The organism is Longispora fulva (assembly GCF_015751905.1).
GTDB lineage: Bacteria > Actinomycetota > Actinomycetes > Mycobacteriales > Micromonosporaceae > Longispora > Longispora fulva.
Window position 1 is genome coordinate 5,207,276 of sequence record NZ_JADOUF010000001.1, and the last position, 21,130, is coordinate 5,228,405.

Annotated in this window: 26 protein-coding genes and 1 riboswitch; of the genes, 12 read left to right on the forward strand and 14 right to left on the reverse strand. The window is 70.8% G+C overall.

Annotation, left to right across the window (positions count from 1 at the left end; all coding sequences use genetic code 11):
• Positions 1-99: 99 nt before the first annotated feature.
• The 4 genes from IW245_RS23280 (at position 100) to IW245_RS23295 (ending at position 3,104) form a co-directional block, all read left to right on the forward strand.
• Positions 100-990 carry a metal ABC transporter substrate-binding protein gene (locus IW245_RS23280; RefSeq protein WP_197005291.1) on the forward strand — a complete coding sequence of 297 codons (891 nt, stop codon included), beginning with the start codon at positions 100-102 and terminating at the stop codon, positions 988-990.
• Positions 981-1,742, forward strand: a complete 762-nt coding sequence (locus IW245_RS23285; RefSeq protein ID WP_197005292.1) for a metal ABC transporter ATP-binding protein — start codon at positions 981-983, stop codon at positions 1,740-1,742. The genes IW245_RS23280 and IW245_RS23285 overlap by 10 nt, the downstream gene beginning before the upstream one ends.
• A gap of 76 nt (positions 1,743-1,818) precedes the next feature.
• Positions 1,819-2,697 carry a metal ABC transporter permease gene (locus IW245_RS23290; protein WP_197005293.1) on the forward strand — a complete coding sequence of 293 codons (879 nt, stop codon included), beginning with the start codon at positions 1,819-1,821 and terminating at the stop codon, positions 2,695-2,697.
• Positions 2,698-2,702: 5 nt separating this feature from the next.
• Positions 2,703-3,104 (forward strand): Fur family transcriptional regulator, encoded by a 402-nt coding sequence (locus tag IW245_RS23295; protein ID WP_197005294.1) that lies wholly within the window; start codon positions 2,703-2,705, stop codon positions 3,102-3,104.
• A 7-nt stretch (positions 3,105-3,111) separates the two neighbouring features.
• Here IW245_RS23295 and IW245_RS23300 read toward each other — a convergent pair whose 3' ends face one another.
• The 3 genes from IW245_RS23300 to IW245_RS23310 are packed head-to-tail and all read right to left on the reverse strand — an operon-like array spanning position 3,112 to position 5,445.
• Positions 3,112-4,365: an APC family permease gene (locus tag IW245_RS23300; RefSeq protein WP_197005295.1), complete on the reverse strand. Its 1,254-nt coding sequence runs from the start codon at positions 4,363-4,365 to the stop codon at positions 3,112-3,114.
• Positions 4,362-4,832, reverse strand: a complete 471-nt coding sequence (locus tag IW245_RS23305; RefSeq protein ID WP_197005296.1) for a nuclear transport factor 2 family protein — start codon at positions 4,830-4,832, stop codon at positions 4,362-4,364. Before IW245_RS23305 ends, IW245_RS23300 begins: the two co-directional genes overlap by 4 nt.
• Before the next feature lie 10 nt (positions 4,833-4,842).
• Positions 4,843-5,445 (reverse strand): hypothetical protein, encoded by a 603-nt coding sequence (locus IW245_RS23310; protein ID WP_197005297.1) that lies wholly within the window; start codon positions 5,443-5,445, stop codon positions 4,843-4,845.
• A 115-nt stretch (positions 5,446-5,560) separates the two neighbouring features.
• A riboswitch (TPP riboswitch) is annotated at positions 5,561-5,665 on the forward strand.
• 19 nt (positions 5,666-5,684) lie between these two features.
• Here IW245_RS23310 and IW245_RS23315 point away from each other — a divergent pair.
• From IW245_RS23315 to IW245_RS23325, 3 genes are all read left to right on the forward strand, one after another.
• A complete protein-coding gene (locus tag IW245_RS23315; RefSeq protein WP_197005298.1) occupies positions 5,685-6,263 on the forward strand; it encodes an ECF transporter S component in 579 nt (192 codons plus the stop codon).
• Between the two features lie 62 nt (positions 6,264-6,325).
• Complete coding sequence (locus IW245_RS23320) at positions 6,326-7,783, forward strand: ABC transporter ATP-binding protein (RefSeq protein ID WP_197005299.1); 1,458 nt, start codon at positions 6,326-6,328, stop codon at positions 7,781-7,783.
• Positions 7,780-8,562 carry an energy-coupling factor transporter transmembrane component T family protein gene (locus IW245_RS23325; RefSeq protein ID WP_197005300.1) on the forward strand — a complete coding sequence of 261 codons (783 nt, stop codon included), beginning with the start codon at positions 7,780-7,782 and terminating at the stop codon, positions 8,560-8,562. The genes IW245_RS23320 and IW245_RS23325 overlap by 4 nt, the downstream gene beginning before the upstream one ends.
• A 78-nt stretch (positions 8,563-8,640) precedes the next feature.
• Here the strand turns inward: IW245_RS23325 and IW245_RS23330 are convergent, their stop codons facing one another.
• The 5 genes from IW245_RS23330 to IW245_RS23350 form a co-directional block, all read right to left on the reverse strand.
• Entirely contained in the window at positions 8,641-10,992 is a 2,352-nt protein-coding gene (locus tag IW245_RS23330) for a transglycosylase domain-containing protein (protein ID WP_233473151.1), read from the reverse strand.
• A gap of 116 nt (positions 10,993-11,108) precedes the next feature.
• Complete coding sequence (locus IW245_RS23335; RefSeq protein ID WP_197005301.1) at positions 11,109-11,897, reverse strand: isoprenyl transferase; 789 nt, start codon at positions 11,895-11,897, stop codon at positions 11,109-11,111.
• Entirely contained in the window at positions 11,894-12,721 is an 828-nt protein-coding gene (gene recO, locus IW245_RS23340) for a DNA repair protein RecO (protein ID WP_197005302.1), read from the reverse strand. Before recO ends, IW245_RS23335 begins: the two co-directional genes overlap by 4 nt.
• A complete protein-coding gene (locus tag IW245_RS23345; protein ID WP_197005303.1) occupies positions 12,718-12,975 on the reverse strand; it encodes a hypothetical protein in 258 nt (85 codons plus the stop codon). The genes recO and IW245_RS23345 overlap by 4 nt, the downstream gene beginning before the upstream one ends.
• Positions 12,972-13,145 (reverse strand): hypothetical protein, encoded by a 174-nt coding sequence (locus tag IW245_RS23350; RefSeq protein ID WP_197005304.1) that lies wholly within the window; start codon positions 13,143-13,145, stop codon positions 12,972-12,974. Before IW245_RS23350 ends, IW245_RS23345 begins: the two co-directional genes overlap by 4 nt.
• Positions 13,146-13,292: 147 nt before the next feature.
• On the opposite strand from IW245_RS23350, the gene IW245_RS23355 reads away from it, so the two are divergent.
• The 4 genes from IW245_RS23355 (at position 13,293) to IW245_RS23370 (ending at position 15,495) form a co-directional block, all read left to right on the forward strand.
• On the forward strand, positions 13,293-13,505 hold the full coding sequence (locus IW245_RS23355; RefSeq protein ID WP_197005305.1) for a hypothetical protein: 213 nt from the start codon (positions 13,293-13,295) through the stop codon (positions 13,503-13,505).
• Complete coding sequence (locus IW245_RS23360) at positions 13,502-14,029, forward strand: DUF6879 family protein (protein ID WP_197005306.1); 528 nt, start codon at positions 13,502-13,504, stop codon at positions 14,027-14,029. Before IW245_RS23355 ends, IW245_RS23360 begins: the two co-directional genes overlap by 4 nt.
• A 13-nt stretch (positions 14,030-14,042) precedes the next feature.
• Complete coding sequence (locus IW245_RS23365) at positions 14,043-14,939, forward strand: helix-turn-helix domain-containing protein (RefSeq protein ID WP_197005307.1); 897 nt, start codon at positions 14,043-14,045, stop codon at positions 14,937-14,939.
• Between the two features lie 145 nt (positions 14,940-15,084).
• Positions 15,085-15,495: an ester cyclase gene (locus IW245_RS23370; RefSeq protein ID WP_197005308.1), complete on the forward strand. Its 411-nt coding sequence runs from the start codon at positions 15,085-15,087 to the stop codon at positions 15,493-15,495.
• A gap of 101 nt (positions 15,496-15,596) precedes the next feature.
• Here the strand turns inward: IW245_RS23370 and IW245_RS23375 are convergent, their stop codons facing one another.
• Both IW245_RS23375 and IW245_RS23380 read right to left on the reverse strand, forming a co-directional pair.
• Positions 15,597-16,085, reverse strand: coding sequence for a GNAT family N-acetyltransferase (locus IW245_RS23375; RefSeq protein ID WP_197005309.1), 489 nt, complete (start codon positions 16,083-16,085; stop codon positions 15,597-15,599).
• A gap of 50 nt (positions 16,086-16,135) precedes the next feature.
• On the reverse strand, positions 16,136-16,579 hold the full coding sequence (locus tag IW245_RS23380; RefSeq protein ID WP_197005310.1) for an HNH endonuclease: 444 nt from the start codon (positions 16,577-16,579) through the stop codon (positions 16,136-16,138).
• A gap of 265 nt (positions 16,580-16,844) precedes the next feature.
• On the opposite strand from IW245_RS23380, the gene IW245_RS23385 reads away from it, so the two are divergent.
• Positions 16,845-17,564, forward strand: a complete 720-nt coding sequence (locus IW245_RS23385; protein WP_197005311.1) for a class I SAM-dependent methyltransferase — start codon at positions 16,845-16,847, stop codon at positions 17,562-17,564.
• A 117-nt stretch (positions 17,565-17,681) separates the two neighbouring features.
• Here IW245_RS23385 and era read toward each other — a convergent pair whose 3' ends face one another.
• From era to ybeY, 4 genes are all read right to left on the reverse strand, one after another.
• The gene (era, locus tag IW245_RS23390; protein WP_197008644.1) at positions 17,682-18,575 is read right to left on the reverse strand and encodes a GTPase Era; all 894 of its coding nucleotides are present in this window, start codon (positions 18,573-18,575) and stop codon (positions 17,682-17,684) included.
• Between the two features lie 497 nt (positions 18,576-19,072).
• Positions 19,073-19,405 (reverse strand): cytidine deaminase-like protein, encoded by a 333-nt coding sequence (locus IW245_RS23395; RefSeq protein ID WP_197005312.1) that lies wholly within the window; start codon positions 19,403-19,405, stop codon positions 19,073-19,075.
• Positions 19,398-20,684: a hemolysin family protein gene (locus IW245_RS23400; RefSeq protein ID WP_197005313.1), complete on the reverse strand. Its 1,287-nt coding sequence runs from the start codon at positions 20,682-20,684 to the stop codon at positions 19,398-19,400. The genes IW245_RS23395 and IW245_RS23400 overlap by 8 nt, the downstream gene beginning before the upstream one ends.
• Positions 20,663-21,130, reverse strand: a complete 468-nt coding sequence (gene ybeY / locus IW245_RS23405) for an rRNA maturation RNase YbeY (protein ID WP_197005314.1) — start codon at positions 21,128-21,130, stop codon at positions 20,663-20,665. Before ybeY ends, IW245_RS23400 begins: the two co-directional genes overlap by 22 nt.

A 21,130-nucleotide genomic window follows, 5' to 3' on the forward strand; every position in this document is an offset into this window, starting at 1 on the left:
CCGTCAACCTACCCGGCTGTCCGAACCCGTAGGCGACCTGACTCACATCCAGCAAAACCGAAGTTGACAATCATTCCCATTAAGGCGCAGAGTTGAAACATGTTCACCCGCCCCCTCGCACTCGCCGCCGCCGCGGTCCTGGCCACCGGCGCGCTCGCCGCCTGCTCGGGCGCGGACGCCTCCGACGGCAGGCTGAGCGTCGTCGCCGCCGCCTACCCCTTCCAGTGGATCTCCGAACGGGTCGGGGGTGGCGACGTGAAGGTCACCAACCTCGTCAAGCCCGGCGCGGAGCCGCACGACCTGGAGCTCACCGCGGCGCAGACCGCGCTGATCGCCGACGCGAAGCTCGTGGTGTACCTGCCGAAGTTCCAGCCGGCCGTCGACGAGGCCGTGACCCAGAACGCCAAGGACCACGCCTTCGACGTGGCCGCCGTGCAGCCGCTCTCCGACATCGTCGAGGACGGGCACGCCGGCAAGGACCCGCACGTCTGGCTCGACCCGACCCGGCTCGCGACGATCGCCGACCAGGTCGCCGACCGGCTCGCGAAGATCGACCCCACCCACGCCGACGGGTACCGGACCAGGGCCGGCGCCCTGCACGCCGAGCTGGACGCGATCGACAAGGAGTACGCCGCCGGGCTGAAGACGTGCCAGCGCACCGAGATCGTCACGGCGCACGAGGCGTTCGGCTACCTGGCTGCCCGGTACCACCTCAAGCAGGTCGGGATCGCCGGCCTGAGCCCCGACGAGGAGCCCTCGGCCCAGAAGATCGCCGAGATCATCTCCGACGCCAAGGAGCACAAGGCCACGGTCATCTTCACCGAGGCGCTGGTGAGCCCGAAGGTCGCCGAGACCATCGCCAACGGGGCCGGCGCGAAGACCCAGGTCCTCGATCCGATCGAGAGCCTGCCGGCGGGCAGTTCCGACGACTACGCCAAGATTATGCGGTCCAACCTCGGCCAGATCCGTGCAGCACTGGGGTGTTCTTGATCCTGCAGACCCGCGACCTCGTCGTCGCCTACGACGGTCGGCCCGTGCTGCGCGGCGTCTCCCTGGGCATCGCGCCCGGGGAGGTCGTCGCGCTGCTCGGCGCGAACGGCTCCGGCAAGTCCACCCTGGTCAAAGCGAGCCTGGGGCTGACCCCGATCGCGTCGGGCTCGGTGGAGCTGTTCGGCGAACCGCTGGCGAAACTCAAGAACAGATCCCGGATCGGGTACGTTCCCCAGCGCGTCGGCGCCTCCTCCGGCGTGCCGGCGACGGTCCGCGAGCTGGTGTCCGCCGGCCGGCTGGCCCGCAGGGGCTTCCTGCGCCCGGCCAGGGCCGCCGACCGGCGCGCCGTCGACTCCGCGCTCGTCGCCGTCGGGCTGGCCACGATGGCCCGGCAACCGGTCGGCACCCTCTCCGGCGGCCAGCAGCAGCGGGCCCTGATCGCCCGGGCCCTGTGCGCCGAGCCGGAACTGCTCGTGATGGACGAGCCGACCGCCGGCGTCGACGCGGCCAGCCAGCAGGCGTTCGCCGCGGCGCTCCGCCAGTTCGTCGCGGGCGGCGGCACCGTGGTCGTCGTGCTGCACGAGCTGGGCCCGCTGGAGCCGCTGATCACCCGGAGCGTCGTCCTGCACGGCGGGACGATCGCGCACGACGGCGCGGCCCCGGCCCCGGCCCCCGGGCACGCCTGCCCGGACCACGTGCACGAGCACCCGCACGCGCCGGTCACCACCCCGCGCTGGGAGCTGAACCAGTGAGCGAGCGTCAGCGAGTGAACCAGGGACACGGCGCGTTGGTGCCTCATGCGGCCGGCGAGCGAAGCGAGGCGGGCGGATGAGCTATCTGAGCTACGAGTTCTTCCAGTTGTCCCTCATCGGGGCGCTGCTGATCGGCGTGATCGCGCCCTCGGTCGGCATCTACCTGGTGCAGCGCAAGATGTCGCTGATCGGCGACGGGATCGGGCACGTGGCGCTGACCGGCGTCGCGATCGGCTTCCTGCTCCGGACGTCCCCGGTGCTCACGGCGGTCCTCGTCTCCGCCGTCGGCGCGGTGGCGATCGAGCTGATCCGCGAACGCGCGAAGGCCTCCGGGGACGTCGCGCTCGCGATGCTGTTCTACGGCGGCATCGCCGGGGGCGTCGTGCTGATCTCGCTGTCCAAGCAGGGCACGAACGCGACGCTGCAGTCCTACCTCTTCGGCTCCCTCAACGGCACGTCCCGCAGCGACCTGGCCACGATGCTGTTCCTCGGCGCCGGGGTGCTGTCCGTGACCCTGCTGGCCCGGCCGTGGCTGTACGCGGTCAGCCAGGACGAGGAGCACGCCCGGGTGTCGGGCCTGCCCGTGCGGTTCCTGAACGTCCTGCTGGCCGTGACGACGGCGGTGACCGTCACGACCGCGATGCGCGCGGTCGGGCTGCTGCTGGTCAGCGCGCTGATGGTCGTACCCGTCGCGACCGCGCAGCAGTTCACCCGGGGGTTCGGCAGCACGATGGCCGCCGCGATGGTGATCGGCGTCACGGTGTCGGGCAGCGGGGTGCTGCTGGCCGCCGAGGCGAACACCCCGCCGGGCGCGTTCATCGTTGTCCTCGCCGTGGGCCTGTTCGTACTGGTCGCGGCCCTGTCCTCCCTCCTGCGCCGCAGGAGGCCGGTGCGCGCCGCCGACGACACGGCCCGGACCGAGCCGCCGGACGTCGTCCTGGACCCAGTAACGTGAACGTTATGACTGCGCCCTTACCCCGAAGCACGAAGCAGCGCTCCGCCGTGATGGAGCTGCTCGGCGAGGTGAGTGGATTCCACAGCGCCCAGGAGCTGCACGCCATGCTCCGGGGCAAGGGCGACAAGGTCGGCCTGACGACGGTGTACCGGACGTTGCAGGCCCTCGCCGAGGCCGACGAGGTCGACGTGATGCGCCCGCCCGGCGGCGAGCACCTCTACCGCCGGTGCGGCACCGGGCACCACCACCACCTGGTCTGCCGCAGCTGCGGCAAGGCCGTCGAGGTGGAGGGTCCCGCCGTGGAGCGCTGGGCGGAGAAGACGGCCAGCGACCACGGGTTCGTGGACGTGGCGCACACGCTGGAGATCTTCGGCACCTGCCCGGAGTGCGCGGCCAAGCGGTCCTGACCGCGCGTCAGGCGTCGACCAGCTCCCGGCTCCGCCGGGTCAGCAACAGGTAGCCGAGGCACAGCGCCGTGACCACGGCGGGCACCAGCAGCGCCGTGGCCGCGAACGGCACCACGGCCAGGCAACTGGCCGCCGCCACGATCGAGGCCCACCTGCCGAGCGGGTCCGGCCACAGCAGTTTCACGCACGAGAGCGTGACCAGGACATACACGCATATGCCCAGGGTCGTCGGGGCCAGGATCAGGCGGCCGACCGGCACGTCGCCGTAGTAGCTGACCGCGAGCACCACGACGTTGGAGCAGAACAGGAACAGCGTCGACCGGTACGGGACGCCCCGGCCGCTCAGCGCCCGCAGCCAGCCGGGCATCACGCCGTCGCGGGCGAGCGCGTAGCCGAGGCGGGCGGCGCTGGCAAGATACACGTTGATCACGCCGGCGCAGATCACGCACGCCACGACGCCGGTGGTGACGCCGGCCCCGAGGCCGATCGACTCGTTCATCAGGGTGGCCAGCGGGGCGTCGGAGCCCGAGACGCTGCGGTAGGTCTCCGTGCCGATCGTGACGAACGCCAGGGCCAGGTAGACGACGCTGATCACGGCCAGGGACGTCCAGGTGGCGCGCATGACGTCGGACCGGCGGCGGAACTCCGGCACCAGGCTGGTGAGGGACTCCCAGCCGAGGAAGGCCCAGAACACCAGGACGGCGGCGGCCCCGATCGAGGACGCGCCGTGCGGGAGGGCCGGGTGGAAGGCCTCCGCGCGGACATGCGGGACGGCGAACACGATGGTGACCACGAGCAGCAGCAGGACGGCGCCGCTGAACACGAGCGACGCGTACCCGCTGACCTTGAGCCCGAGCAGGTTAAGCACGACGGGCACCACCATGAACCCCAGCGCGAACAGGTACTGCGCGCCCCGGCTCCAGCCCAGCGGCGCGCCGACGTAGCCGGCCCCAGTGAGGGACACCACGGACCAGCCAACGGCGATCTGGGCGAAGAAGAACCAGCCGATCAGCGCGCCGGCGGTCTGGCCGAACGCGCGCTGCACGATAGTGGCCACCCCGCCGAAGTCGCTGTACCGGATCGCGAGCCGGACCAGGGCGTAGACGAGGGGAACGCTCAGCAGGCTCACGGCCAGCCAGGACAGCAGCGAGGCCGGGCCGGCGATCCGGGCGGCGTGCCCGGGGAGGATCAGGACGCCGGTACCGAGCACGACCCCGGTGAACATGGCGGCACCCTGGGCGTAGCTGAGCCTGCTCGTCATTCCCCAGACTGTGCCATGTGCGCGTCGAGTTGTCGGCGCACTTTTCGGCGCAGCAGACCCGCCCCGCCGGGCATCCTGGTGACCAGGGCCGGGATGCCGCCGAGCGCCTGGCCGGCCCAGTACGTCAGGTCGAAGGCGTCGACGTGGTCGATGATCCGGGCGTCGTCGGCGAACCGGTACGCCGCCCGGACCTCGTTGACGACCGGCCGCTGCCCGAACGTGTACCGGGCCGTCCAGTGCGCCAGCGCCTTGGTGTCCCCGGTGACCCGGATGTCGGACACCTCCGCGCGCAAATCCTCGCTCCGGGAGGTCAGCATCCGCCACATCGCGCCGATCTCCGCGCCCCGCAGGTCGAACAGCGGGTCACGGAACCGGGCCTCGGGGTGGTAACACGCGGCCATCGCGTCGCCATCGCGGGCGTCGAGGGCGGCGTACAGCGTGTCGATCGTCTCCAAGATATCGGACATAAGGTGCACCTTACCGGGATCTGAGCCCCAGAGTGGCCAGCTCCAAGGTGGCCAGTGCCTTCATGGTCACCGGGTCCCTGTCCCGCCATCCGCCGGCCGGATCGGCGGCGGCCTGCCGCAACCGCTTCAGCGCCGCCGTGCTCAGGGCGCGCAGGGCCAGCAGGTCCTCGCCGGCCGGCTCGTCGCGGAGCAGCACGGCCGTCCGGGCGCGGGCGACCCACCGGGCGCGGGCGAGGATCCAGAACAGCAGGATCGGCACCGTGACCGCGACCCCGACCACGATCGCCGTGAACAGCGCGACCGTGCCGACGGTCTCGCTGCCGGTCCGGCCAGCCTCCGCCGCCGACTGGGCCACCCCGGCCGCGTCTGCGAGCTTCTGACCGAGCTCCTTGCCGACCAGCGGGATCTTGCCGGCCTCCTTGGCGGCCCCGTTCAGCGAGTCCCGGAGACTGTTGCCGTCCCTGGTGACCTGGTCGGGGATCTTGGCCAGGGCGCTGATGGCCTGGTGCAGGAGGTACGCGATCTGGACCCACAGCGCGGTCCAGGCCACGGCGGAGACGTCCGCCACAATCTGTCGGGTACGGCGCGCCGGCAACTCCGCATAGAGCTTCATACCCCCCAGTGAATAGCAGACGAGTCGCGAAGTCCGGCACCGGTGCCAGGATTCTCACAGTTTCCGGATCGTGGATCACCAGGTCAGGGCCGATCAGCCCTGCTACGGTGGTGCCCGCATACGACAGGGGAGCGCGCAGAGCGCTGAGAGTGCGGGCGACCGCTGACCCTCCACACCTGATCCGGGTAATGCCGGCGAAGGGAGTCGCTCCCCGGCTCACCCCTGGGAGAATTTCTGCGATGAGTACCAAATGGCGCACTGTGGACATTGTGGTGGTGGCGGTTCTCGCCGTCGCCTTCGGTGTCATCTTCTGGGGCTGGGACGCGCTGTGGAACGCCCTCACTCCGGTGTTCACGTTCTTCCCGCCGGCCCAGGCGATCCTCTACGGCACCTGGCTGCTGCCCGCCGTCCTCGGCGGCCTGATCATCCGCAAACCCGGTGCCGCGGTGATCCCCGAACTGGTCGCGTCCATCATCTCCTCGTTCCTCGGGAACAAGTGGGGCGTGACCGTCGTCTGGCAGGGCCTCCTTGAAGGCCTGGGCGCTGAGCTCTTCTTCCTCGTCTTCCTCTACCGGTGGTTCAAGCTGCCGGTCGCCGTCCTCGCCGCCGTGGGCGCGGGGCTCGCCGCCACGATCTTCGACGCCGTGGTCTGGTACTCGGAGCTGGAGTTCGGCGCCTTCAAGCTGCCCTATGTCGCGATCGGCACGTTCAGCGCACTGCTCATCGCCGGCGTCGGCGGCTACTACCTGACCCGGGCGCTGGCCGCCACCGGCGTCCTCGACCGGTTCCCGTCCGGCCGGGATCGCGAACTGGTTTGACCGAGCGCGGCGGGGACGCGGCATCGCCCGCACGGCCGGGAGGCGCGCGGCGTGGCCCGGCCGTGTCACTGCGGGGATTCGGCTGGCGGCACGGCGGGCGGCGGGCCTGGGCCCTGCGCGACGTCGACCTGACCATCGAGTACGGCGAACGCGTCCTGCTCCTCGGCCCGTCCGGTGCCGGCAAGTCGACCCTGCTCGCCGCGCTCGCCGGCCTGCTCCCCGGGGACTCCGGCGAACGCGAGGGCACCCTGACCGTCGGCGGCTCGGCCGGCATCGTGTTCCAGGACCCGCAGAGCCAGCTCGTGATGTCCCGGTCCGGCGACGACGTGGCGTTCGGGCTGGAGAACCTCGGTACCCCTCGGGACGAGATCTGGCCCCGGGTCGACGAGGCCCTGCGCCGGGTCGGATTCCCATATCCGCGCGACCGGCAGGTCGAGGCGCTGTCCGGCGGCGAGCAACAGCGGCTCGCCCTCGCCGGGGCGCTGGTCGCCCGGCCGGACCTGCTGCTCCTCGACGAGCCGACGGCCAATCTCGACCCGGCCGGGGCCGCGCTGGTCCGCGAAGCGATCGGCCGGGCGCTGGGCGACGCGACGATGGTGCTGGTGGAGCACCGGGTCGCCGAGGCGTTGCCGCTGGTGGACCGGGTTGTCGTGCTGGAGCCGGGTGGCGGGATCATGGCCGACGGGGCGCCGGCGGAGGTGTTCGCCCGGTACGGGGCCGCGCTGGCGGCTGCCGGGGTGTGGGTTCCGGGCTCCACCGGGGCGTCGACCGGGGGCGGTGTTGGCCTGGGGGCCGGGGGCGGCGGGTCCACGGTCGGGTCGGGCGAAAACCTGCTGACCGGGGCGGACCTCACCCTCCGCTACGCCGGTGCGGCGACGACCGCCCTCCCCCCGACCCACATCCGGGTACGAGCCGGGGAGTCCCTGGCCATCGTCGGCCCCAACGGAGCCGGCAAGTCGAGCCTCGCGCTCCTGCTGGGCGGCCTGCTCGCCCCCACCACCGGCACGCTCACCTCGGCCCTGGCCCCCGGCGCGCCGCACCGCTGGCCGGCGCGCGACCTGGCCCGGCGGATCGGTTCGGTGTTCCAGAACCCCGAGCACCAGTTCGTCACCCAGCGGGTCGTGGACGAACTCACCCTCGCCGCCCCGCGCGCCCGGGCCGACGAACTCCTCGACCGGCTTGGGTTGGCGGGGCTGGCGGCGGCGAACCCGTACACGTTGTCGGGCGGCGAACAGCGCCGGCTCTCGGTCGCCACGGCCCTGGCGGCGGCCCCGCGGGTGCTGGTCCTCGACGAGCCGACGTTCGGCCAGGACCTGCGGACCTGGCGGGAACTGGTGACCCTGATCGGGGAGCTGCGCGACGCCGGGCACGGATTGGCGATCGTGACCCACGACGCGGACTTCGTGGCGGCGTGCGCGGACCGGGTCCAGACCCTGGGGCGGGTGCCCGGTGACGCGTCCGGCTCGGGGCTCTGGCACCGCGCCGTGCCGCGCGATGGAGCGGCCGGGGGATCGCGGTGAGGTTCGGTGCGCCCTTGGTGGCGCGGGAGACGGCGCTGACCCGGCGGTCCCCCGTCGCCAAGCTGGGTGCGGCGACGATCCTGTCGTTCGCGCTGATCAGCACACTGGACGCCGTCGCGCCGGCCATCGCGCTGGCCGGCACCCTCGCTGTCGTGCCCCTGTTCGGCATCCCACTCAGCCGGCTGGTCGTACGGTGCTGGCCGCTGCTGGTGTCGGCGCTGGGCATGGTCGTCGCCACCGCGCTGTTCGCGGCGGAGCCGACCGGGGAGCACCTGTTCTGGGCCGTGACCACCGGCTCGGTCGGCAACGGGTTCAGCCTGGCGCTGCGGCTGCTGGCCGTGGCGTTGCCGGGCGTGGTGGCGTTCGCGACCATCGACCCCACGGACCTCGCCGACGCGCTGATCCAGCAGGTCCGGTTGTCGCCGAGGTACGCGATCGGCACCCTCGCGGCCCTGCGCCTGCTCCCCCTGCTCGCCGACGAGTGGCGGCTGCTGGTGTTGGCCCGTCGGGCGCGCGGAGTGGCTGCCCGTGGCCCGGTGTCGTGGGCCCGGATCGCGGCGGGGACGGCGTTCGCGCTGCTCGTCGGGGCGATCCGCAAGGGGGTCCGGCTCGCGGTGGCGATGGACGCGCGCGGTTTCGCCTCGGGCCGGCCCCGGACGAACGCCCGGGTCAGCACGTTCACGGTGGCGGACGGGCTGCTCGTGGCGGGGGCTGTGGCACTCGCCGCGCTGGCCCTGGGCGTGAGCCTGGCGACGGGGGCGTTCCGTCCCCTGCTCTGACGCCGCTCAACATGTCCCGCCCAGCGCACGGCTGGCCTGGGGCCGCGCTCCGCGCGGCCCCAGGCCGACCACCGCCGACTACCGCCGACGAGTAGGCGTAGGCACCGGCCGCCCCGTGGGCCGCTGCGTCGGCCCGGCGGTCGGCGTCGCACTGGGCTCTGGATCCGGCACCGGCACCGGCCCCTCGCTGACGTAGATCGTCACGGTCGACCCCTTGGGCGCGCTCCCCGACGGGAACACGTCCGCGACCTGCCCGGCCGGAACCTCCGAAGTGATCTTGTTCGGGGCCACGACCGCGGAGAACCCGGCCGCCCGCAACTCAGCGGTCGCCTCCTCGACACTGCGACCCCGCACGTCGGGCACCCGGACCTCCTCCCCGAACGCCACCTTGCGGTCGGGCGCGACGAAGTCCTTGTCGGCCCCGTACCCGGCTCCGGCCTTGAGGGTTTTCGCGACGGCCATGTTCACGTTGCCGGCGAAGGACGCCCCGATCGCGTTGCGCGGGCTGTCCGGGTCACCGGCGATCCCCGCCGCGGCGAGCCCCGGGGTGAAGCCGGCGAACGACTCGGTCTCGTTCCGCTCGGACGACCCGGTCTTGCCGGCGAGGGACCGCCCGACGACGTTGCGCAGGCCCCCGGCGGTGCTGCCGTCGCACTTCCCGAACACCGACCTGTCACCCACCGTGCACCGGGCTGCGTCGGTGGCCGCGCGGGCCACGTCGGCCTCGAAGACCCGCTTGCACTGCGGCTGGGCGACGTCGACGGTCGCGCCGCCGGCGTCGGTGATGGAGTTGACCGGCAGCGGCTTGCAGTAGGTGCCCTCGGCGGCGACCGTGGCGTACGCGTTGGCCAGGTCCAGCGGCGAGGTCGCGGACACGCCCAGCGTGAACGGCCCCCACTCGGACGCGTCGTCGGCGAGCGTCTTGTCCCCGTTGCGGAACTGGATGCCCATCTTCTTGGCCATCTCGACGGCCTTGTCGGCGCCGACCTGCTCCTCGAGCCAGACGAAATAGGTGTTCACCGAGCGGCCGAAGCCGTCCCACATGGTGCGCCGGCCGGCCATGGACGGGTCTGCGTTGGTCGGGCAGTACTTCCCGTCGCAGGTCGCGGGCCCGGGATCCGCCGGATACTTGCTCTTGTACTTGTTGGGCGCGTCGAACGTCGTGTTCAACGGCATCCCAGCCTCCAGCGCCGCGAGCATCGTGAACATCTTGAACGTCGAGCCGGCCTGGAAGCCCGGGGCCGCGTCCCCGCCGGCGATCAGCGGCACGGTGGTGTTCGGGTAGCTGCCCCGCCCGGCGCCTCCGGTGTTGGCCCCGTTCTGCGACTCGTCGTTGGAGTAGTTGCGGTTGACGGCCATGGACCGGATCCGACCGGTACCGGGCTCCACGGTCGCCACGCCCAGCGCGAACGGGCTGTCCTTCTTGATCTGCTCGGCGATGGCCTGCTCGGACGCCTTCTGCACGGCGGGGTCGAGCGAGGTGACGACGGTGTACCCGCCGCGCTTCAGGTTCGCCTCGCGCTCCTGCGGGTTCGCCCCGAACGCTGGCTGCTCAAGCCACCAGCGCTTGAAGTACCCGCAGAAGAAGCCCCAGCCGTTCGTGCCCTGACTGCGCGACAGGCAGTCGTCGGGCGCGGCCTTCAGCGTGAGCGCGACGGGTGCGGCCTGGGCGGCGGTCGCGACGGCCGGGTCGGCGTACTTCAGCTCGACCATCTGCTTCAGGATCCAGTTGCGCCGGCCGGCGGCGGCGTCCTTGTTCTTCACCGGGTCGTAGTCGCCGGGGGCCTGGACCAGGCCGGCGAGCAGCGCGGACTCCTCCAGGGTGAGGTCCTTGGGCTCCTTGGAGAAGTACGCCTCGCTGGCGGCGAACACCCCGTAGGCGCCGTTGCCGAAGTAGGCGATGTTCAGGTACCGGCGGAGGATCTCGTTCTTGTCGAGCTCCTTCTCCAGGGCGAGCGCGTAGCTCATCTCCTTGAGTTTGCGTTCCGTCGTCACCTCGGTGGCGGCCTGCTGCCCGGCCTTGGAGTCGGCGGTATAGAGCAGGACATTCCGGATGTACTGCATCGTCAGCGTCGACGCGCCCTGCGCCACCCCGCCGGACGTCACGTTGCTGACCAGTGCCCGGAGCACGCCCTTGGCGTCGACCCCGTGGTGCTCGTAGAACCGGTTGTCCTCGGCGGAGACGATCGCGTCCCGCATCACCTGCGGGATCTCCTCGAGGGTGACGTCCCGGCGGTTCTGGTCGTAGAACGTCGTGATCAGAGTCTTGCCGTCGGAGGCGTAGAGGTAGCTGCTCTGCGGGGTGGGCGGGTTCTTCAACGCCGCCGGCAGGTCGTTGTACTCGCCGCCCAGCACCTGGGTCGACAGTCCGACGATCAGGGCGAGCGGCAGAACGACGACCGTCAGCACGGCGGAGGCGATGCCACCCACCAAGAGCAGGGTCAACGCTTTCGAGAGCTTGCTCCGGGACTTCACCTGACGACATTTACACGGATGTCAGGATGCGACGACCGTGGAAGGGGAAGCGGGACGACGATCACATGCCGTTAAGCGGACACCGGGGCCACCGGGTTGGGAATCGCCCCGCCGAACCGGCGGTCACGCTGGGCGAACAGCTCGCAGGCGTACCAGAGGTGCCGGCGGTCGAAGTCCGGCCACAGGACGTCGAGGGAGACGAACTCGGCGTACGCCGCCTGCCAGATCATGAACCCCGACATCCGCTGCTCGCCCGAGGACCGCAGCACGAGGTCCACGTCCGGGATGTCCGGACAGTACAGGTACTTCTGAATCGTCTTCTCGGTGATCTTGTCGGGCTTGAGCCGCCCGGCCGCGACCTCCTGCGCGATCCGGGTCACCGCGTCGGTCACCTCCGGCTTGCCGCCGTAGTTCACGCAGAACTGCAGGGTCAGCTTGTCGTTCTTCTTCGACAGCTCCTCGGCGACCTCCAGCTCCTTGATCACGCTGGCCCACAGCTTCGGCCGCCGCCCGGCCCACCGGACCCGCACGCCCATCGCGTTCAGCTCGTCGCGGCGGCGGCGGATCACGTCCCGGTTGAAGCCCATCAGGAAGCGGACCTCCTCCGGCGACCGCTTCCAGTTCTCCGTCGAGAACGCCCACGCGCTGATGTTCTTCACGCCCAGCTCCAGCGCGCCCTCGATCACGTCGAACAGCGACGTCTCGCCCTGCTCGTGACCCGCCGTGCGGGGCAGACCGCGCTGCTTCGCCCACCGACCGTTGCCGTCCATGATGACGGCGACGTGCTTCGGGATCGCGTCCTTGGGCAGGGCCGGCGGACGCACCCCGGACGGGTGCGGGTTCGGGGCGCGGTAGGTCACGCTCGCTCCTTCGTCATTGCTGTGGACGGTGTCATCGCTGGTTCGTTCGCGGTGCCGTGTGTGGGGTAGTTCGCGGTGCGATCGACCAGCGGCAAGGAGCGTAGCGCGCGCTCCAGATGCCACTGGAGATGCGCCGCGACAAGTCCACTGGCCTCCCGCCGGTTCGCCACATCACTGGCGTCGGCGAGCTTCCAGTCCCCGGAGTTCAACGCCGACATCAGCCCCAGCGTCGCCGGGGCCGGCCGGGCCGCGCCGGGCGGCTGGCACGACGAGCACACCGACCCGCCGGACGCCACGCTGAACGCCCGGTGCGGCCCGGGCGTGGCACAGACCGCGCATTCCACCAGCGCCGGAGCCCACCCCGCGGTCGTCATAGCCCGCAAGAAATACGCGTCGAGTACGAGCGGAGCCGCGTGCTCCCGCCCGGCGAGCGCCCGCAGCGCCCCCAACGTCAACTGGAACAACCGCAGCGCGACCTCGCCCTCCTCGGGCGTCAACCGCTCGGCCGTCTCACACACGGCACTCGCCGCCGTGTACGCCGGATAGTCCTGGGCGATCCGCGCCGCGTACAACTCGACGGCCTCGACCTGGGAAACGGTGTGCAGCCCGTTACGCCCCTCGGCGAGTTGCAGCTCCACGTGCCCGAACGGCTCCAGCCGGGCCCCGAACTTCGAACTCGTCCGCCGCACCCCACGCGCGACGGCCCTGATCCGCCCCGTCCGCCGGGTCAGCACGGTGACGATCCGGTCGGACTCGCCGAGCTTCTGGACGCGGAGCACCACCCCGTCATCCCGGAACAGCCGGCTCCGATACCCCTGCGTCACGCCCCCATTGTGCCTGCCGCCCGAGTACCCGCCGCCCGGCGGCCCGCGCCCGGCGACCCGGCGATGCGCGACTGCCGCTCGGCGACCCGCCGGAACCGACACGGCGCTGGAATTCGTCCCCGACCCTGCTCCATGCAACCGAAGCAGATCCCGGTCCCCGGCAACCCACTGTGGTACTGCACCCACTGGGCCGGGGTGATCACCTCGCGCAGGTAGGACTCGTAGTCGGCCTGCTCCCGCGCGGTCAGATTCATTCGAGCATTCCCATCCCGGTCAGGAGCCGGACGGCGGCCCGGTAGGCGGGACAGGGCCAGATCTCCCGGGTCCCGGACTCGTCGCGGCAGGTAACGCAGAACCCGCCGGAGGTCTCGTAGTGGATAGCCAACGCCACCTCCGCCTGAAGCGGAGTCATCTGCTCACTCATAGTTGCGATGCTCGCAATATTCTCACATGATCGCAAGTTATGCTCGAATATTTCTCATCAGGCGTAGGTATTCCGATCATGTTTCACTTGTGTCAGCATATGTGGAGGAGATCTGTAGCGGTTATTACCCGCCAGGGAGGATGCACCGTGAAACTCACGTTTGTTCGCAAATGGGAAGACTCTGGAAAGACTGGCTGTCCCGCGCTCTATGAGGCAGACCGGCCCGGGATGTATGTGGTGCAGGGGTGGAAGCTCGACGCCGAGACCCGCGCCCAGCTCCGCGACCTTGCCTGCGACGAGGATGCGATCCTGGTGCCCGCCGACGTGATCGCCGGGATTCGGGCCGGAGAGATCGGATGAGCGAACTGATCGTCAGCGACGACAACTTCTTCGATCAGTTCCAGCACACCGCATTCCGTCTGGAGGTCCAGCCGGTCTACCTGGTCGACAGCGAGCAGGCCCTTGTCGCACGGTTTCTAGGTGGCGATCTGACCCCGCCATGGGACACCCAGGCGGACAAGACCTGGTTTGACGAGATTCGTCGCGTCACCGGCGAGGGCCGCCGCATCGAGCGGGTCCGTGTCCAACCGGACCCGCCCACCGACTACCTGCGGTGGGAACGTTGGGCCGGGCAGTGGAACATCGAGGCGGGCGAAACGCTCAACTACATGACCCCGGCGAAAGCTCGGAAGATCGGCCTGCCCATAGACTACGACTGGTGGTTGTTCGACTCGGCAGTCCTCGCGAAGATGAACTTCAACTCCGATGGCCGCCTGTTGGACATCGAAAACATCACCGACGCGGAGACCGTTCTGCGACACTGCCAGTGGCGGGACCTGGCCGTCCACTACGGCGTGCCCGACAAGCCACCACTAGCTCCATAAGGACCTCCCATCTGTGACTAGCAGTGACGACCGACTCGCCCAGGCCGTCAGCCTGGGCGAGCAGCTTCGTGCCCTTCGAAAGAGGGTCGACCTCACAGGGGATGCGCTAGCCGCAGGTCAGGGCTGGCCGCAGTCCAAGGTGTCGAAGATCGAGAACGGCAAGCAACTCCCGACCGAAGAGGACATTCGTCTGTGGGCCGCGGTCTGCGGAGCCGACTCCGAAATGACGGGACAGCTCCTCGCGCTCGCTCGGGAGGCGCAGCACAGCTATGAAAGCTGGCGTGTCCAGATGCGGTCGGGGCAAGGCGCCATCCAGCGCCGCTACAACGAGATGACGCGCAAAGCGGCTCTCATCCGGGACATCGAGACCGGATGTATTCCCGGCATGTTGCAGACCGCCGAATACATCCGGGCACGAATGACCGAAAACGCTTGGCTTCATCGTGAGGATCTCAGCCTCACTCCGGAACAGGTCGCGGAGACTCACAGGCTCGACATCGAAGCAGGCACCGCCGAGCGGCTCAAGCGGCAGCACTTGCTCTACGAGCCCGGCCGCAGGTTCGAGTTTCTCGCCACCGAAGCTTCACTGCGTTTCCTGCTGTGCCCGCCCCAGGCGATGCTGGGCCAGCTCGACCGGCTGCTCGCGATCATCGACGGCATGCCCAATGTGACGCTGGGGATCGTTCCCTTCGACGTGTTTCTCCCCTACACGCCACCTGAGGGATTTCTGCTGCTCGACAAGGTCGCCATCGTGGAGACCGTCGCCGGCGAGACGTTCTACCGGGGTGAGGACGCGGGGCCCTACCTGCGCGCGTGGGATCTGCTCGCTGCCGAGGCCAGATTCGGGGCGGAGGCCCGCGAGATCGTGCTCCGGTCGATCCGGGCCCTCCGCGTCGCCCACCCGCAGTAGGCCGGCGCGGGACGGATGGTCCCAGCCCGAAACTTCCGGTTCGGATACACCTTCGCGAGGGGTCGACTAGCGTGGACCCGAGTGCCAGATTGGCCGTTGTCCCTGGTCAGCCCCAGTCTGGGACGACATCCCGACGGGAGGGCCGATGAAGAGTCTCGACGCGCCGTACGCCGACTGGTTCGCCGCCGCCGACGCCCACGACACCAGCCCGCTGCCCGGCCTGTTGACCCCGGACTGCGAGCTCGTGGCCCCCGGCGTCAGCCTGCGCGGCCCGGAACAGATCGCCGGCTGGACCCAGGTGTTCTACGACGCCTTCCCGGACATCTCGCACCCGATCAGCGCCACGGTCACCGCCGGGGACTCGGTCGCCGTCGAACTGCACACCGTCGGCACCCACACCGGACCGCTCGTCGGTCCGCAGGGCACGGTGCCGCCGACGGGTCGACCGCTGGACCTGCGGGTGGCCAATGTCATCACCCGCGCCGGAGACCGGATCGCCTCGTTACGCATCTACTACGACCATGTCGAGTTCCTCACCCAGCTCGGCCTGATGTAGCCGGAGGCCCCAGGGCTGAGGCCGGCGGCGCCCTCCAGCCACAGGTCGCTGACGCGCGCCGGTCCAGGGACCGCCGTAACCGTCAAATGATCTTCATGGGGTTAGAGGGGCATGTGCATGATGTGGAGGCCGACGTAGCCCTCTGTCGGGTGCAGGAAGCCCTCCGGGAGGGTGCCGATGATGGTGAAGCCCAGGGACCGCCACAGGGCCACCGCCCGCACGTTGGTGGCGACCACGGCGTTGAACTGCATCGCGCGGTAGCCCTCGGCGCGCGCCCACGACAGGACGTGTTCGCCGAGCGCCCGGCCGACCCCCTGCCCGGAATGCTCGGGGGAAACCATGAAGCTCGCGCTGGCGATGTGCGAGGCGCCGCCCATGTGGTTGGGGTTCATCTTGGCGGTGCCCAGCACGGTGCCGTCGTCGGAGACCGCCACGACCGTGCGCGACGGCGCGGACAGCATCCACATGGCGCGGGCCCGGGACTCGGACGTGTCACGGTCGAAGGTGTAGGTCTCCCCCGCCGCGATGATGCCGTGCATGAACGGCCAGATCGCCGGCCAGTCCTCGGCGGTCGCTTCCCTGATGATCATGTGTTCCAGGATAGGAGGGCCGGCGGGGCCCCGTAACCCCGCCGGCCCGGTCAGCGCGCGTGGAACGATGCCCACAGCGGGACCCTCGGGGTCACCTGCAGGGGCATGCGCGCTTCGGGGGGAGTCCGGTCGCCCTTTCGGCCGTTGCACGCCGAGCAGGCGGCGACGGTGTTCTCCCAGTGGTTCTGCCCGCCCCGGGACCGGGGCAGGACGTGGTCGATCGTGCTGGCGGCCTTGCCGCAGTACCCGCAGCGGTGGCCGTCGCGGGTGAGCACCCCGGCGCGGGACCAGGACGGGCCGCGGCCCCGGCGCCAGCGGGTCACCACGTAGTGCACGAGGCGGACGACCTTGGGAACCGGGAAGACCCCGATCCGCTGGTCCGGCTCGGCCTCGTGGACCTCGGCGACCCTGCGGTAGAGCATCCGGATCGCGTGCTTGAGGCTGACTCGGTGCAGGGGTCCGAGGTCGGCGTTGATGACGAGTACGGCGTGCACCGCGTCCTCCTTCGTGTTCTGGTGGTGGGAACGAAAAAACCGCCCGTCCCCGGTGGGGTGGGCGGCGGCTGACCAGCGGGAACGCTAGACGTGCCACCGACCCGGGTCGGGAAGACCGTGCGCCGACGGGGCGCCGCACGCCAGGCGGCGGGCTTCCGTTGCGGTGCACCACATGTCGGTCTCCGTTTGGTCGGGGTTGATGGCCAGAACCCTACGGCGGCCCGAGGGGCCGTCGCAATGCGATTAACCGGGGTACGGTCCCCCTGTGGATCTAGAGAAATCGCGGCTGTCCTTCGGTGCCGCCGCCACCGACTACGACACCCACCGCCCCAGCTACCCGGCCGAGGCGCTCCGCTGGCTCCTCGGCGAACGGCCCCTGCGGGTGGTCGACCTCGGTGCTGGCACGGGCCTGCTGACCCGGGTGCTGGTGGCCCTCGGGCACGAGGTCCTGCCTGTGGAACCCGACCCGGGGATGCGCGCCCGGCTCGACGCCGCGACCCCGGGCGTGACGTCGCTGGACGGCTCCGCCGAGCACATCCCGCTACCGGACGCGAGCGTCGACGCCGTGGTCGCCGGCCAGGCCTACCACTGGTTCGACCGGGAGCGTGCGCACCCGGAGCTGGCCCGGGTGATCCGGCCGGGCGGGGTGTTCGGCCCCGTGTGGAACATGCGCGACGAGTCCGTGCCGTGGGTCGAGGCCCTGAGCGCGATCACCAGCTCGGGCGACGGCAGTAGGCGACTGGCCTTCCTCGTCGGGGACTTCGGGGCCGGGTTCGAGCCGCCGGTCAGCGAGAAGTTCGCGCACAGCATGCCGATGACGGCCGACAGTCTCGTCGCGCTGATGTCGACGCGTTCGACCTACCTGACGGCGGCCCCGGAGCGGCAGGAGGAGATCCGGGACGGGATCCGCGCGCTGACGGCCGGGCTGCCGGAGACGTTCCCTATGCCGTACCAGACGGTGGTCCACCGGGGCGTGCGGCGCTGACGTCGCGGTTCCTGCTCCCGGGCCGGCGCGGCTGGCCCGGGAGCGGGAGATCCGGATCAGTCCCGCGCGGTGTGCGGGATTCGGGCGGCGTACGGGTGACCCGCCGCCGCCCGCACCTCAGAAACCCAGCTTGCGCAGCTGCTTCGGGTCGCGCTGCCACTCCTTGGCCACCCGGATGTGCAGATCCAGATAGATCCGGGTACCCAGCAGCTTCTCGATCTCCGCCCGGGACCTGCTGCCCACGTCCCGCAACCGGCTGCCCTTGTGCCCGATGATGATGGCCTTCTGCGAGGGCCGCTCGACGTACAGGTCGGCGAAGATCCGGGTCACCCCGTCCTCGACCTGCACCTCCTCGACCATGACGGCGATGGAGTGCGGCAGCTCGTCGCGGACCCCCTCCAGCGCGGCCTCGCGGATCAGCTCGGCGATCAGCACGTTCTCCGGCTCGTCGGTCAGCGCGTCGTCCGGGTACAGCTGCGGCGACTTCGGCAGCAGCCGGGTCATGACCTGCAACAGGACGTCGACCTGCTCCCCGGACACCGCCGACACCGGCACGATCTCGGCGAACGCGCCCAACTCCGCCACCGCCAGCAACTGCTCGGCCAGCCGCTCCTTGGAGACCAGGTCCGTCTTCGTGACCACGGCGATGATGGTCGCCTTCAGCTCGCTGATCTCGCTGGTGATGAACGTGTCGCCCTTGCCGATGTCCTCGTCCGCCGGGATGCACAGGCCGATCACGTCGACCTCGCTCCAGGTCTGGCGGACCAGGTCGTTCAGCCGCTCGCCCAGCAGGGTGCGCGGCCGGTGCAGGCCCGGGGTGTCGACCAGGATCAGCTGGCCCTCCGGGCGGTGCACGACGCCCCGAATGATGTGCCGGGTGGTCTGCGGCTTGCTGCTGGTGATCGCGATCTTCGCGCCGACCAGGGCGTTCGTCAACGTGGACTTGCCGGCGTTCGGCCGGCCCACGAAGCACGCGAACCCGGCCCGGAAGTCGACGCGCTCGGCGCCGATGCCGGCCGAGCCGCCGGCGCCGGTGCTCGGGGTGAGGATCTGCTTCGCGCCGGCCTTGTGGGTGCCGGCCTGGCGCTGGGTGCCCGGGTCGCGGGGCACGGGCTTGGCGCGTGCGCCGTCCCTGGCCGCGGAGCCTCCGGAGGTCTTGCGCTGGGCGCCCTGGTCGCGGGAGCCAGGCCTGGCCTGGCCCTGGTCGCGACCCGCGGCGTGGTCACGGGCCGGACCCTGGTCACGAGCCGCGCTGCGGTCACGGGGCAGGCCCCGGTCCTGGGCGCCCTCACCACGGAACGACGGCTTCGCCGGACCTGAGGTGCGGCGCGCGTCACCCCTGGTCGGAGCGTCCGCCCCCGCCGCATGCGCGGCGTTGCCAGCCGCCCGCGCCCCCGGGCCGCGCTTCCAGACCGGCTTCGTCGACGGGTACCAGTCCTTGCCCTCGGCCTTGGGCTTGTCGTCCTTTTCCGGCTTGTGCCGGCCGGACCCCTTCGAGCCCGCGCGGCTCACGCCGACCCCAGCAACGCGCCGGACGGGTCCGCCACGTACAGCGGGGCGGCCGGCGACAGGTCGTGCACGGCGGCCAGCCCCGCGGCGTCGACCACGGAACCCTCGGTCACCACGACCGCCGCCTCGATCTTCGCCGCCCCGGCCGCCACGGCCTGGGCCACGGCACCCTGCAGCGCGCTCAGCGACAGGCTGGGCAGCGCGACGGTCGCCGCCGCGTACGTCCGGCCGTCCCCGTCGCGGACCGCCGCCCCCTCGGGGGCCCCGATCCGGGCCCTGGCCGACCTGGCCAGCGTCACCAGCTTGCCGTCCTCCGCGTCCAGCTCAGTCATCAGAACCCTCCCCATCTGTCACTTGGCGTACTACCACGGTATCGATCCTGTTCCGCCGGCCGGCAGTGCCCTCGGCGGTCAGCTCCAGCCCGGCCACCACGGCCTGGGCACCCGGGATCGGCACCCGGCCGAGGGCCTGGGCGAGCAGCCCGCCCACGGTCTCCACGTCCTCGGCCGGGATCTCCATCCCGAACATCTCACCCAGATCCTCGATCGACAGCCGGGCGAGGACCCGCAGGGAGCCGTCGGACAGCTTCTCGACCGGGGGGCGCTCGACGTCGTACTCGTCGGTGATCTCGCCCACGATCTCCTCGAGGATGTCCTCGATCGTGACCAGGCCGGCCGTGCCGCCGTACTCGTCGACGACGATCGCGATGTGGATCCTGGCCGCCTGCATCTCGCGGAGCAGGTCGTCCACCGGCTTGGACTCGGGCACGAACTCCGCCGAACGCATCAGCTCGCGGACCGGCAGGTCCGGGCTCTCCAGCCGGCGGATGATGTCCTTGAGGTAGATCACGCCGAGCACGTCGTCGATGCTCTCGCCGATCACGGGGATCCGGGAGAAGCCGCTGCGGATGGCCAGCGCCATCGCCTGGCGCAGCGCCTTGCGTTCCTCGATCCACACCATGTCGGTCCGGGGCACCATGACCTCGCGGGCGATGGTGTCGCCCAGCTCGATCACCGAGTAGATCATCGTGCGTTCGTCGTGGTCGACCGTACCGCGCTCCTCGGCCAGGTCGACCATCTCGCGCAGCTCGGTGGCCGTGGAGAACGGACCCTCCCGGAACCCCCTGCCCGGGGTCACGGCGTTGCCGATCACGATCAGCAGCCGGGCCAGCGGGCCCAACGCCCGGCCGATCCAGCGGACGAAGGGGGCGGCGGCCAGCGCCACCGGATACGCGTGCTGCCGGCCCAGGGTCCTCGGCCCCACCCCGACGATCACGAAGCTGACCACGGTCATCGAGGCCGCCGTCACCGTCGCGGCCTGCCAACCGGCCGACCACGTGTCGATCGCGACCAGCGCGACCAGGGTGGTGGCGGTCAGTTCGAAAGCGAGCCGGAGCAGCAGGAGCAGGTTCAGGTAGTGCGGCTTGTCGCCGGCGACGATCTCCAGCGAGCGGGCGCCCCGGACCCCGGCCCGGGCGAGCTCGCCGCTCCGGGCCGGGGAGACGACCGTCACGGCCGCGTCCACGGCCGCGAAGACCCCAGCGAAGAGCACCAGCGTGACCGCGACGGCCAGCAGGGTTGTGTCGGGCATCAGGCCTTGCTCGCCCGCCATCCGGTGAGCAGCTTGCCCTGGAGCCCGAACATCTCGCGCTCCTCCTCCGGCTCGGCGTGGTCGTAGCCGAGCAGGTGCAGCACGCCGTGCACGGTGAGCATGTGCAGCTCGTCGTCGGTGGAGTGCCCGGCGGTCTTGGCCTGGTTGGCCGCGACCTCCGGGCACAGCACGATGTCGCCCAGCAGCGCCGGCTCGTCGTGCTCGGTGCCGTTGCCGGGACCCCGGTCGACGCTCATCTCGTCCATCGGGAACGCGAGGACGTCGGTGGGACCGTCACCGCCCATCCACCGCTGGTTCAGCTCCGCCATGTACTCGACCTCGACCAGCAGGATCGACAGCTCGGCGAGCGGGTTGATCCCCATCTCGTCGAGTGCGTACCTGGCCACGGCGAGGATCGGGTCCGTGGCGGTCTCTACCCCGGACTCGTTCGCGATCTCGATGGACAC